This window comes from Pseudomonas benzenivorans, from assembly GCF_033547155.1.
Classification (GTDB): domain Bacteria; phylum Pseudomonadota; class Gammaproteobacteria; order Pseudomonadales; family Pseudomonadaceae; genus Aquipseudomonas; species Aquipseudomonas benzenivorans_B.
On sequence record NZ_CP137892.1, the window covers coordinates 1,032,366 to 1,045,033 of the forward strand.

General features: G+C 61.5%; 9 protein-coding genes. 7 read left to right on the plus strand and 2 right to left on the minus strand.

Features of this window, described 5'->3' with window-relative positions; genetic code table 11:
• Positions 1-39: 39 nt before the first annotated feature.
• Positions 40-438 carry a nuclear transport factor 2 family protein gene (locus tag SBP02_RS04845; RefSeq protein ID WP_318645264.1) on the minus strand — a complete coding sequence of 133 codons (399 nt, stop codon included), beginning with the start codon at positions 436-438 and terminating at the stop codon, positions 40-42.
• Positions 439-457: 19 nt separating this feature from the next.
• Positions 458-1,213: a hypothetical protein gene (locus SBP02_RS04850; protein ID WP_318645265.1), complete on the minus strand. Its 756-nt coding sequence runs from the start codon at positions 1,211-1,213 to the stop codon at positions 458-460.
• Between the two features lie 767 nt (positions 1,214-1,980).
• On the opposite strand from SBP02_RS04850, the gene SBP02_RS04855 reads away from it, so the two are divergent.
• From SBP02_RS04855 to SBP02_RS04885, 7 genes are all read left to right on the plus strand, one after another.
• A complete protein-coding gene (locus SBP02_RS04855; RefSeq protein WP_318645266.1) occupies positions 1,981-3,663 on the plus strand; it encodes a fatty acid--CoA ligase in 1,683 nt (560 codons plus the stop codon).
• A gap of 228 nt (positions 3,664-3,891) precedes the next feature.
• Positions 3,892-5,853: a DUF1302 domain-containing protein gene (locus SBP02_RS04860; RefSeq protein WP_318645267.1), complete on the plus strand. Its 1,962-nt coding sequence runs from the start codon at positions 3,892-3,894 to the stop codon at positions 5,851-5,853.
• Between the two features lie 30 nt (positions 5,854-5,883).
• The gene (locus SBP02_RS04865; RefSeq protein WP_318645268.1) at positions 5,884-7,251 is read left to right on the plus strand and encodes a DUF1329 domain-containing protein; all 1,368 of its coding nucleotides are present in this window, start codon (positions 5,884-5,886) and stop codon (positions 7,249-7,251) included.
• 290 nt (positions 7,252-7,541) lie between these two features.
• Positions 7,542-10,277, plus strand: coding sequence for a LuxR C-terminal-related transcriptional regulator (locus tag SBP02_RS04870; protein WP_318645269.1), 2,736 nt, complete (start codon positions 7,542-7,544; stop codon positions 10,275-10,277).
• A gap of 159 nt (positions 10,278-10,436) precedes the next feature.
• Positions 10,437-11,084: an MBL fold metallo-hydrolase gene (locus SBP02_RS04875; protein WP_318645270.1), complete on the plus strand. Its 648-nt coding sequence runs from the start codon at positions 10,437-10,439 to the stop codon at positions 11,082-11,084.
• Positions 11,085-11,143: 59 nt separating this feature from the next.
• Entirely contained in the window at positions 11,144-11,809 is a 666-nt protein-coding gene (locus SBP02_RS04880; RefSeq protein WP_318645271.1) for an OmpA family protein, read from the plus strand.
• A 150-nt stretch (positions 11,810-11,959) separates the two neighbouring features.
• On the plus strand, positions 11,960-12,616 hold the full coding sequence (locus SBP02_RS04885) for an OmpA family protein (RefSeq protein WP_318645272.1): 657 nt from the start codon (positions 11,960-11,962) through the stop codon (positions 12,614-12,616).
• Positions 12,617-12,668 lie beyond the last annotated feature (52 nt).

The following is a 12,668-nucleotide window of genomic DNA, read 5'->3' on the forward strand; positions in this document are numbered from 1 at the left end:
GGGCTGTAAGTCGCAGTTGGTTTTTTGAGTCGGGCCTCCTTAGAGTCTGAGCAAGGGTTTGATCATGTACATAAACCGGGAAAACAGACCGATGCCCTCGATGGTGTCCCAGTGTTCGAGTAGAACGCCATTCTCGACTCGGTAGATGTCGATGACCTTGTAGTTGACCTTGAATAGCTTGTTGGCGGCCCAATGCGTGGCGTAGAGGAATACATGATCGCCCTCGGCGCAGACTTTCTCGATCTGTGTGCCCGACTTGGGGAACATCTTGAAGTACTGTTGGAAATACCCCTTGAAGCCGTCTCGGGTCGGAGGAATAAATACATTGTTGTGTTGTTTGTAATCCTCGCAGATCAACTCGTCGGCGGCGGACAGGTCGCGTTCGGCGAAAACACGCTGATAGAACTCGATGACGGTCTGTTTATTGTGTTCGTGCATGGTTAAACCTGCTGTAGGATCAGGAGAAGGCGGTGGTCGCAAAAGGAGAGCCTTCAATGAGGGCTATGAGACTGTCCATGTCGGTGAGGTCCTGGGGGTGGCAGTCGAGCTTGAAGAAGTCGATGACGGCACTCAGCAGGTTGCCCTTGAACAGGGCGTAGTGGTGGTCGCCACGCTCCTTGATTTGAAACAGCAGGGCTTCGTGGTCGAAGCTGAATTGACTGAAACGCTCCTGCAGGCGCGGCTTCACATAGGTGATGTAGTTGCGGCAGGGCGTGTTCAGAGCAACCAACGAGCCAGCGGTGCAGGCAAGGGCATCGACTACCCGCTTGACCGGAGCGGTTTTGTCGACAATCAGCCTGGAGAACTCGACATGGTCATGAGCGTAATCGGTACCGAGGAAGTCGTTTAGGGCTGCGGCGTCGATATAACGGCCGGCTTCATGGGGGAATGGCGTGACACGTTGGGTGCCAATGATCTGATCGTCGTAGTAGCAGGCGAAAACATATGAGCGGTTGTCGATCTCGTCCACTGCACGGGTATTGCCAAACAGCAGTTCATAGTACTTCTTGCGCTGGGCATAGAGCCGCAGACGTGCCTGGGAAAGTACTTCCAGTTCGGCCGGTGTGACCAATTGGCGAACTCTGATGTGCGACGACTCGCAGCGGGCCTGGAGGATGGCGTCGAAAAAACTGTAGGTGCGTTCACGCTGCAGTGGGTCGGCGATCAGGTGAGGCAGGGCGCCACAGTCATTGAGGGCAGATTGTTGCTGCATAGAACAGATTCCTTCTGTTAATACAACTCCATTGGCGATAAGGCTCAGGCGCCACATGACCATAAAGCGGTTGGCCTGGCATCTGTGATGCTTATCAAGTGAGGCGACGGTCGGGGTTATCAACTGCCTGGGCAGTTGGCGATGACCGATCGAGAATAGTCGGGAGGCGAGAGCGGGGGCGTAGTCGTGTCGTAGGCTTGAATAATCCGTTTCATGGCAGGCCATCCTGGCTGTTGTGTTTGTGCATGAGTGCGCGTTAAGTGTGACGGGCACTTGAGTTGGCTTTAGTCAATATCAAAGGAAACTTATTGGAGTGCGATAGGAGTTTTGTAGTTTTTTGTAATCCGTTGGCCTGTCGCCGGCTTCGGCGAATGGGTCGTTAGGCGCTCGCTGCTTCTTGGACGGTCCGCACCCTTCACCGTCACTCGATCGCCTTCTCCGTGGCTTCGTCCTCCCCACGAGCACTGCAGCCATGTCATGTTTGTCACAGCCGTCATGCGGGAAAACGATCAGGGGCAGGATGCGTCGCGCCCCGCCCGGGCAAACCTCCCTACGAGGGGCAGACAGCGACGATGAGTTGTGCGTGCTTAGGCCCTGCCAGCATGGAACTCGAAGCCGCGCTCACATGGCAGGTCCTCGTCGTGCGGCCATCGAGGCTATTGTGGCCATGCGCAAATTCATTCTTTTGACTGATTTGTACGTCAGGCTGTCGCCCTAGAGTCATATTCATCCGAAACCGATACGACCGCAGACTAAGGTGCCTTCCCATGTTGCAAACCCGCATCATTTCGCCCGCGACCAACGCCTATCAATATCCCCTGCTGATCAAGCGTCTGCTGCTGTCCGGGGGACGCTACGAGAAGACCCGGGAGATCGTCTACCGCGACAGCGTGCGCTACAGCTACGCGACCTTCAACGAGCGGGTCGCGCGCCTGGCCAACGTGCTGAGCGACGCCGGGGTGAAGGCCGGCGATACCGTCGCGGTGATGGACTGGGACAGCCATCGTTATCTGGAGTGCATGTTCGCCATCCCCATGCTCGGTGCGGTGTTGCACACCATCAACATCCGCCTCTCGCCGGAGCAGATCCTCTACACCATGAATCATGCCGAGGACCGCTTCGTACTGGTCAACAGCGAGTTCGTGCCGCTCTACAATGGCATCGCCAGCCAGCTGACCACGGTCGAGAAGACCCTGCTGCTGACCGACGCGGAGGAGAAAACCGCCGACTTGCCAGGACTGGTGGGGGAGTACGAGCAATTGCTGGCGGCGGCCGGCCCGAGCTACGAGTTCGCCGATTTCGACGAGAACTCGGTGGCTACTACCTTCTACACCACCGGTACCACCGGCAACCCCAAGGGTGTGTACTTCACGCATCGGCAACTGGTGCTGCACACCCTGTCCATGGCCACCATTTTGGGTAGCCTGGACAGCATTCGCCTGATGGGGACCGCTGACGTCTATATGCCTATCACGCCGATGTTCCACGTGCACGCCTGGGGCGTGCCCTACGTGGCCACCATGCTGGGGGTAAAACAGGTCTATCCGGGGCGCTACGAGCCGGAGATGCTGTGCCGCCTGATCAAGGACGAGCAGGTCAGCTTTTCCCACTGCGTGCCGACCATCCTGCAAATGCTGCTCAACACCCCAAGCGCCCAAGGGCACGATTTCGGGGGATTGAAGATGATCATCGGCGGCAGTGCGCTGAACCGTACCCTGTATGACGCCGCCAAGGCCCGTGGTATCCAGCTGACCGCGGCCTATGGCATGTCGGAAACCTGTCCGCTGGTTTCCTGTGCCTACATCAATGAGGAGTTGCTGGCTGGTAGCGAGGATGAGCGTATCACCTACCGGATCAAGGCCGGGGTGCCGGTGCCGCTGGTCGATGCGGCCATCATGAGTGCGGATGGCACGTTGCTGCCGGCCGATGGAGAAGCCCAGGGCGAGTTGGTGCTGCGTTCGCCCTGGCTGACCCAGGGTTACTTCCGCGAGGCGGAAAAGGGCGAGGAGCTGTGGGAGCATGGCTGGCTGCATACTGGCGATGTCGCCACGCTCGATGGCATGGGATTCGTCGATATTCGCGACCGTATCAAGGATGTGATCAAGACCGGCGGAGAGTGGCTCTCCTCGCTGGAGCTGGAAGACCTGATCAGCCGCCATTCGGCCGTGCGTGAGGTGGCGGTGGTGGGCGTTCCCGATCCGCAATGGGGCGAGCGGCCCTTTGCCCTGCTGGTGCTGGCCGAGGGGCAGGCGCTGGATGCCAAGGGGCTGAAGGAACACCTCAAGCCCTATGTCGAGCAAGGGCACATCAACAAGTGGGCAATACCCACGCAGATCGCCCTTGTTACCGAAATTCCCAAGACCAGCGTCGGCAAGCTGGACAAGAAACGCATTCGCCTGGATATCGCCCGGTGGCAGGCGGCCGGAAGCGAATTTCTTTCCACCCTCTAGGTCCCGCTATTGCTACTTCGGAAAAGTGACTACACAGTCAAACAAGCGTTTGGCTTGCTAATTGCTGTTTTCAGTCCATTCTTGGCTCTTCGCAAAGCTGACTATTCGGTCACAAGCGGCGAGCCAGAGTGCCAGGGGCTGCAAATCACACTTTCGAGGGATCAAGCAGTACGACCCGCTGGCTATAGTCCGCACCATCCATAACAAAAAACACATGGAGTAGCGTCGATGACAAAGACCCAACCGTTCTGGCGCCTGGCAAAGCTGCCGCTGGCCGTCAGCCTCGCATCCACCCTCGCCGCACCGGCATTCGGCGTTACCTTTAATATCGGCGAGATCGAAGGTCAGTTCGATTCGTCGTTGTCCGTGGGCGCCAGCTGGTCGGTGCGTGGTGCAGATAAGGACCTGATCGGTAGAAACAACGGTGGCGATGGCCTTTCGCAGACCTCGGATGATTCGCACCTGAACTTCAAGCGTGGCGAAACCTTCTCGAAGATCTTCAAGGGTATCCACGATTTGGAGCTGAAGTACGGCGATACGGGTGCCTTCATTCGCGGCAAGTATTGGTATGACTTCGAGCTGAAGGACGAGCATCGTCTGTTCAAGGACATCGACGACAGCAATCGTAAAGAGGCTGCCCAGGCATCTGGTGCACAGATCCTCGATGCCTTCGTTTATCACAACTATGACATCGCCGATCAACCTGGTTCGGTACGCCTGGGTAAGCAGGTGGTCAGCTGGGGTGAAAGCACCTTTATCCAGAACTCCATCAACTCCATCAACCCGATCGATGCCTCGGCGTTTCGCCGTCCTGGCGCGGAGATCAAGGAAGGCTTGATTCCGGTCAACATGTTCTACGTGTCCCAGAGCCTGACCGATAGCCTGTCGATGGAGGCGTTCTACCAGCTTGAGTGGGACCAGTCCGTCGCAGATAACTGCGGTACCTTCTTCGCACAGCCGGATGTGATTGCGGATGGCTGTGATCGTAACCTGGCCGTATTGAGCCCACAGCTTGGTGCTCTATCTGGGTTTGCCGCCGCACAGGGGTTTGGTTATCAGACTACCTCCGAAGGTGTGATAGTTCCTCGGGGCGGTGATCGTGATGCGCGTGATAGTGGGCAATGGGGTACGGCGTTCCGCTATTTCTCTGAACAGCTTGACACCGAATTCGGTGCCTATTTCATGAACTATCACAGCCGTACGCCGGTGTTCAGCGGGCGGGCTGCCCCAGCGGCAGCATTTACTGCCGCCCAGGCAGCAGTGGGTGGTTTTGGCGCTGCACAGGTGGCAGCTCAGTGCGCAACGATGGGGGGGGCTTGTGCCAACCCTGTAGTTCTCGCGGCAGTGCGAGCAGGTGTTCTGGGCAGTACGGCATTTCAGCAAGCCGCTACCGGGCTGGCGTCTGCGACAGTTGCCGGTAACAGCCAGTATTTCATCGAGTATCCCGAGGATATTCGCCTCTACGGTCTGAGTTTCTCTACTACCCTGCCTACTGGCACGGCCTGGAGTGGCGAAATTAGCTATCGGCCAAATGCACCGGTGCAGATCAATACCACCGACATTTTGTTTGGCGGTTTGACCCCCCTGGACTCAACTGTTTCCCCTATTCAGGCCACGCCTGGCACTGACACTCCCGGCTACCGCCGCAAGGAAATCACGCAGTTCCAGACCACCTTTACCCACTTCTTCGACCAAGTGATGGGAGCCTCGCGTTTAACCCTGGTGGGTGAGATTGGGGTCACGCACGTGGGCGGTCTGGAAAACAGCAGTGAGTTGCGCTATGGCCGGGACCCAGTATTCGGCCCGGGCCCTTTGGCCGGCAATCGCTGCCAGACGCTCAATGCCAGTACGTTGGGCAGTGCTACCGCCGAGAACGTCAGCAAATACTGTGAGGACGATGGTTTCGTCACCAGTACCTCCTGGGGTTACCGCGCTCGCGCCATTTGGGATTACAACGATGCATTCGCGGGCATCAACCTGAAACCCAGCATCTCCTGGTCCCATGACGTCGACGGCTATGGCCCCAACGGTGTGTTCAACGAAGGCAACAAGGCGGTGAGCCTGGGCCTGGACGCCGAATACCAGAACACTTACACCGCGGGCCTGTCCTATACCGACTTCTTCGGCGGCAAGTACAACACGTCGATCGACCGTGACTTCGTCGCGCTCAGCTTCGGTATGAACTTCTAACGGTCAGGAAATTTGAGGAAGACTATGTACATGAAAACAACAAAAGGTCTGTTGCAAACCGGCGCCCTGACCCTGTCGCTGCTCGCCAGCAGTGTGATGGCGGCCGTCTCGCCGGAAGAAGCCGCCCAGCTGGGCGCCAGCCTGACGCCGATCGGCGCAGAGATGGCGGGCAATGCCGATGGTTCGATCCCGGCCTGGACCGGCGGTCTGCCGAGCAATGCCGGCACCGTCGATGATCGCGGTTTCCTGTCGAATCCCTTCGCCAACGAGCAGCCGCTGTTCACCATCACCGCGCAGAACGTGGATCAGTACAAAGACAAGCTCACCCCCGGTCAGCTGGCGATGTTCAAGCGCTATCCCGACAGCTACAAGATGCCGGTATATCCGACCCATCGCAGCGCCACCCTGCCGGACGCAGTCCTGGCCGCGGCCAAGGCCAACGCGGTCAATACCAAGTTGGTAGAAGGCGGCAACGGCCTGGAGAACTTCGCCACGGCCAACCCCTTCCCGATCCCCAAGAACGGTCTGGAAGTGATCTGGAACCACATCACCCGCTATCGCGGTGGCAGCGCCAAGCGCCTGGTGACCCAGGCGACCCCGCAGGCCAACGGCTCCTACAGCTTGGTGTATTTCGAGGACGAGTTCACCTTCCGCGATGCCCTGAAGGATGCCGGCAGCAGCAAGGCGGACAACATCCTGTTCTACTTCAAGCAGCGGGTGACCGCACCGTCGCGTCTGGCGGGCAACGTGCTGTTGGTGCACGAGACCCTGAACCAAGTCAAGGAGCCGCGTCTGGCGTGGCTGTACAACGCCGGCCAGCGCCGCGTGCGCCGGGCGCCGCAGGTGTCTTACGACGGTCCGGGCACCGCAGCCGATGGCCTGCGCACCTCGGACAACTTCGACCTGTACAACGGCGCGCCGGATCGTTACGACTGGACGCTCAACGGCAAGAAGGAAGTCTACATCGCCTACAACACCTATGGCCTGGACTCGCCGAAGCTCAAGTACGAGCAGATCATCAAGCCCGGCCATATCAACCAGGAGCTGAGCCGTTACGAGCTGCACCGCGTCTGGCATGTGACCGCGACCCTGAAGTCGGGCGAGCGGCATATCTATGCCAAGCGCGACTTCTTCATCGACGAGGACACCTGGCAGGCCGCTGCCATCGACCACTACGACGGTCGCGGTACCCTGTGGCGTGTGGCCGAGGCGCATGCCCAGTACTACTACGACAAGAAAGTGCCGTGGTACACCCTGGAGGCCCTGTATGACCTGCAGTCCGGGCGCTACCTGGCGCTGGGCATGAAGAACGAGGAGAAGCAGTCCTATCAGTTCGATATCGGCTCCAAGGAAAGCGACTACACCCCGGCGGCCTTGCGTCAGGCCGGCGTGCGTTAAGCACAGCAGCCTGACCGCGTAGTGCCGGTCTCGAGCCAGCAGGACGATGTCCGGCTGGCTCGAGGTGCCGAGACATTGAATGCCCGTATCCTTGGATACGGGCATTTTTATTTGGGATGTAGGCGGGGCTGGCCATTCGGCGAGGGGTTGGCAAGTGCGGACGTGCCGGGTGAGACCCGACGCAGCTATTGCAAAGAATTGTTAAGGCGGCCGGGGCACACTTCAAATGTGCGGCCCGAGGGGCTAGGCTGCTGGTCAAACCACAGACCTACTGCGCCAAGAACCGGGTAATGACCGAGCTGTCCAGTTCACATCGATTCGTCAGTCTGAGTCCGCAGAGCACCGATGGGCATTTCTTCCGTCCTCCGCTGCCACCGGGGCATGTCCTGCGCCCGCGCCTGTGCGAGCGGCTGGCGAGCGGTCTGTCCGGCCGCCTGATACTGGTCAGCGCGCCGGCGGGCTTCGGCAAGAGCTCACTGGCCATCGAGTTTTGCGAACGGCTGCCGCCGCAGTGGCAGAGCCTCTGGTTCGGCCTGAGCCGCCGCGACAGCGATCCCGGGCGCTTTCTCGAGCGACTGTTGGCTGGGCTGCAACAGTTTTTCCCGGGGCTGGGGGACGATGCGCTGGGGTTGTTGCGACTGCGCCAGAGGCATCAGCCCTTCGCCTTCGAGGAATGGCTGGATGGTCTGCTCGACGAGCTGACGCTACGCTTGAAACCGGACAGTCCGGTGCTACTGGTGCTGGACGATTACCATCTGGCCCAGGGGGCGGTGCTCGATCGCTGCCTACAGTTCTTCCTCAACCACTTGCCGGCTGGCCTGCTCTTGCTGGTGACCAGCCGCCAGCGTCCGGATTGGCATCTGGCCCGCCTGCGCCTGTCGAGGCAATTGCTCGAGTTGCAGGAACAGGATCTGCGCCTGACAGAGGAGGAGACCGGCGAGCTGTTGTCTAGGCACGGTGCCACCTTGAGCGAGGAGGCGCTGGCCGATTTGCTGCAGCACAGCGAAGGTTGGGTGGCCGGGCTGCGCCTGTGGTTGCTCGCCGCCGCCGAGGCGGTTGTCGACGGCGAGATGACCAGGCCTCACGGCGCCGAAGGGCTGATCCGCGAGTATCTACTGGAAGAGGTGATCGAGCGGCAGCCGCCGGAAGTGCAGGCCTTTCTCTATGACACCGCCTGCCAGGAGCGCTTCTGTGCCGAGCTGTGCGATGCCGTGCGCGAGGCCCATGACAGCGCCGCCATTCTCGAGCATCTGCAGGCGCATCAGGTGTTTCTGGTGCCGCTGGATGAGCAAGGCCGCTGGTTTCGTTATCACCATCTGTTTTCCGACCTGCTCCGCGCTCGACCAGCGGCCGCCTTGCGTCCCGCCCCGACCAGTGCACACCTGCGTGCCTGCCGCTGGTTCAGCGGCCAAGGGCTGTTGGACGAGGCGATCGAGCAGGCGCTGCGGGCCGGGCAGCCGGATGTGGCCGCCAACCTGGTGCAGAACCTGTCCGAGGAGCAACTGCTGGCCGAACAAAACGTGGCCACCTTGTTGCGTTGGAAGATGGACTTGCCGGACAGCCTGCTGGCCAGCACGCCACGCCTGATCGTCCTGTACAGCTGGGCCCTGGCCCTGGCCTGTCAGCTGGATGCGGCCGAGGAGTTAGTAGGGCAGATGAGCCGCTTCCTTCCCGCTCCCTCGGCAGTCCAGCAGCAGAGCCTGCTGGCCCAGTGGCAAGCCCTCTGCGGGGTGATCGCCCGCGGTCGTGGCGAAAGCCTGAGCGCGCAACGCCACTGTACCGAAGCACTGGCGGGGTTGCCGATGGAGCGCTATGGCCAGCGGCTGATGTGCCTGTCGACCCTGGCTAATCTGGCCATCGTCCAGGGCGATCTGTGGCGTGCCCGGGGCCTCAATCGCGAGGCTTTGGAGCTGGCGCAGCGGGTGGGCAACCCCCTGTTCGAAGCGCTGGCGCACTATGACCGCGCGCGCGTACTGCAGGCCCGGGGCGAAGTGCAGCGGGCCCTCGACGAGGTGCGCCAAGGCCTGGAGCGTTTGCGCGGGCTGCCGCACCAGCGTTTGTACGCGTTGCGCGCACGCCTGACCCTGTATGAGGGTTATCTGCTGAGCCTGCGTCTGCAGCCGCAGTTGGCGCGTCAACGGTTAACGGCGGGGATCGCCGAGGCGCGTGCCTGCCGTGACGTCAGCCTGCTCATCGGCCAGTGCGTGCTGGCCGGCCTGGAGGGGCGCGAAGGCGCTCTGGCCGAAGCGTTCGCTCGACTCGCCGAGGCCGAGCGGCTCATGCATGTCTGGGATGTGCCGCCTATCTACTACCTGGCGATGATCACCCTGGCCAAGTGCGAGTTGTGGCTGCGCCAAGGCCAGTTCGAAGTGGCGGATGCCTGGCTGGTGCGCCTGGCCGAGGCTTACAACGGGGAGCAGGCCGCCGCGGCGCCGGAGTTCCACCCGCAACTGCCGCTGTACATCGAACTCCACCAGGCGGTGCTGGAACGGCAGCAAGGTGAACGGAGTAAGGCCGAGAGGCGTCTGCGTGCTCTGGTGCAACGGGCACAGGCTATGGGGGGGGAGTTGCTGGCAGTGATCGCCCGGGTGCAGCTGGTTCTGTTGCTGCGCGCCAGTGGCCAGGAGCGTGAGGCCCGGCAACAGCTGAGTGACGCCTTGCAAGCGGCCCTTGGAGGCGCTCTGTCACCCTTCCAGGATCTGTTGAAGGCACACCCGGATTGGGCTCGGGAGCAACTGCTGGCGCAACCCGAGGGTTCCCAGCGCGAGGCGCTGTTGGCCGAACTGCCCACGGCGCCGGCTGTGGCGAGCGTTGAGCCGGACATGATGGTGGGCAGTTTGAGCGGCCGTGAACTGGCGGTGTTGAAGCTGATTGCCCAAGGCTATTCGAACCAGCAGATCAGCGAGAGTCTGTTCATCTCCCTGCATACGGTGAAAACCCATGCCCGCCATATCAACGGCAAGCTTGGCGTCGAGCGTCGTACCCAAGCGGTGGCGCGGGCCAAGAGCCTCGGCCTGCTGACTTGAGCCGCCCGCTACCGGCAGGCTCAGGCCCGACCGCTTCGTCCGGGGATGCACCCGGCTCGTTTTCGCCGGCGCGATAGCTTTGGACGCGGCGATTTTCGGCGTGCATTCAACGAGTGGATGGGTAAGCTAGCCGGCGTTCACCGTATCGAGGAGTCACCGATGAGTTCTGCCGCGTCCCCTGCCCTGATCCGCGAAACCTTCCCCGTCGGGCCGTTGCAGTGCAACTGCACGATCATTGGCGACCCCGTCACCAAGCAGGCGATAGTGGTCGATCCGGGCGGCGACCCCGAGCTGATCATGGCGCGCCTCGAGGGCCATGGGCTCAAGGTGGTCAGCATCATCCACACCCACGCCCACCTGGACCACTTCCTCGCCTCCGGGCAGATGAAGGAGAAGACCGGTGCCACGCTGCATCTGCACAAGGAGGATCGGTTCCTCTGGGATAACCTGGAGATGCAGTGCCGCATGTTCGGGGTGCCCTATACGCCGGTGCCGGCTCCGGACCAGTGGCTGGCCGACGACGAGGCATTGCCCTGTGGCTGTGGCGTGGCGCTGCACACGCCCGGGCACACGCCCGGTTCCATGAGTTTCTGGTTCCCCCAAGACAAGCTGCTGATTGCCGGCGACACGCTGTTCAAGCGTGGCATCGGTCGGACCGACCTGTGGGGCGGCGACTACGCGACCATCGAACGCTCGATCAAGCAGCGCCTGTACCGGCTCGACGAGGACGCCACCGTGGTTACGGGGCATGGTGCCGATACCCGGCTGGGCGATGAAATGCGCGAGAATCCGTTTGTCCGCGCCTGAGGGCGATGGGCGCCCCGCTGGCTAGACTGAATACTAGCCAATGCCTTGGAGGGTTCGTCATGCCTAGTTCGCGTCTGATCCTGACCTGCTGCTGTGCCGGCTTGCTGCTCGGTTGTGCCTCGCAGAATCCCTATGACGGCCAGCCCAGCAGTAACAAGACTGCGACCTACGGCGGCCTCGGCGCCCTGGCTGGTGCGGTGGCCGGCGCGGCTATCAGTCACGACAATCGCGGCAAGGGGGCGCTGATCGGCGCCGCCGTAGGCGGGGCGGCGGGAGCCGGTTATGGCTACTACGCCGACAAGCAGGAGGCGGAACTGCGGCGCAGCATGGAGGGTACAGGCGTGCAGGTGGCGCGCCAGGGCGATGTGATCCAGCTGATCATGCCCGGAAACATCACCTTCGCCACCGATTCGGCGGAGATCGCCGGCAGTTTCCATGCGCCGCTGAACAACCTGGCCAATTCCTTTCGCCAATATCCGCAGAACAGCATCGAGATCGTCGGTCATACCGACAGTGTCGGCTCCCATGCCTACAACATGGGGTTGTCGCAGCGCCGTGCACAGAGCGTGGCCAACTACCTGATCGCCCAGGGGGTCGATCAGACGCGTCTGAGCACCCGCGGCATGGGGCCCGACCAGCCTCTGGCGAGCAATGCCTCGGCCGATGGGCGGGCCCAGAACCGTCGGGTCGAGGTGAACCTGCGGCCATTGCCCGGCGTGCAGTAGTATCTGGTGCGGCGCGTACCCTCCTTGCTGCGTGTCGCACTGCTCATCAACACCGCCTGCTAAGCTGGAACGGAACTTCGAGGCGCCTGGCGCCTCGAACACCCCTGCGCGATAGCCAACCTGCTGAACAACCCAGATAAGGACGTATCTATGAAGAACTGGCGTAACCTGACCGCTTTGGCCGCCGGCCTGGCTCTGCTGGCCGGCTGTACGACCAACCCCTATACCGGCGAACGCGAAGCCGGCAAGGCAGGAGTCTATGGCGGTATCGGCGCGGTCACCGGAGCGGTGATCGGGGCGGCCACCTCGAGCAAGAAGGACCGCGCCAAGGGCGCCTTGATCGGTGCCGCAGTGGGCGGCGCCGCAGGCGGCGGTTACGGCTACTATGTCGACACCCAGGAGGCCAAGCTGCGCCAGACCCTGCAGGGCACGGGCGTACAGGTGCAGCGCAATGGCGATGACCTGAAGCTGATCATGCCGGGCAACATCACCTTCGCCAGCAATTCGGCGGATATTTCCAGCGGCTTCTACCCGACGCTCAACTCCCTGGTGCTGGTGTTCAAGGAGTTCGACAAGAACGGTATCGACATCGTCGGGCACACCGATAGCACCGGTTCGCTGGCGCTGAACCAGAACCTGTCGAATCGCCGTGCGCAGAGCGTCGCGGCTTACCTGTCGGGCAACGGCGTGGCGCCGGCGCGGATTTCCGCCTACGGTGCTGGGCCCAACCAGCCGATCGCCAGCAATGCCAACGAGGCGGGGCGGGCACAGAATCGCCGCGTCGAAATCAATCTGCGTCCGCTCTAAAACCGGGTGCAGACGAAAAGCCCCGCTCGTGCGGGGCTTTTTTCTGTGGTCC

Bases quoted from the DNA above. Each gene is read 5' to 3' on its own strand.
- SBP02_RS04850 (WP_318645265.1), bottom strand. From the start codon at position 1,213: ATGCAGCAACAATCTGCCCTCAATGACTGTGGCGCCCTGCCTCACCTG.
- SBP02_RS04885 (WP_318645272.1), top strand. From the start codon at position 11,960: ATGAAGAACTGGCGTAACCTGACCGCTTTGGCCGCCGGCCTGGCTCTG.
- SBP02_RS04855 (WP_318645266.1), top strand. From the start codon at position 1,981: ATGTTGCAAACCCGCATCATTTCGCCCGCGACCAACGCCTATCAATAT.
- SBP02_RS04845 (WP_318645264.1), bottom strand. From the start codon at position 438: ATGCACGAACACAATAAACAGACCGTCATCGAGTTCTATCAGCGTGTT.
- SBP02_RS04865 (WP_318645268.1), top strand. From the start codon at position 5,884: ATGAAAACAACAAAAGGTCTGTTGCAAACCGGCGCCCTGACCCTGTCG.
- SBP02_RS04860 (WP_318645267.1), top strand. From the start codon at position 3,892: ATGACAAAGACCCAACCGTTCTGGCGCCTGGCAAAGCTGCCGCTGGCC.
- SBP02_RS04875 (WP_318645270.1), top strand. From the start codon at position 10,437: ATGAGTTCTGCCGCGTCCCCTGCCCTGATCCGCGAAACCTTCCCCGTC.
- SBP02_RS04870 (WP_318645269.1), top strand. From the start codon at position 7,542: ATGACCGAGCTGTCCAGTTCACATCGATTCGTCAGTCTGAGTCCGCAG.
- SBP02_RS04880 (WP_318645271.1), top strand. From the start codon at position 11,144: ATGCCTAGTTCGCGTCTGATCCTGACCTGCTGCTGTGCCGGCTTGCTG.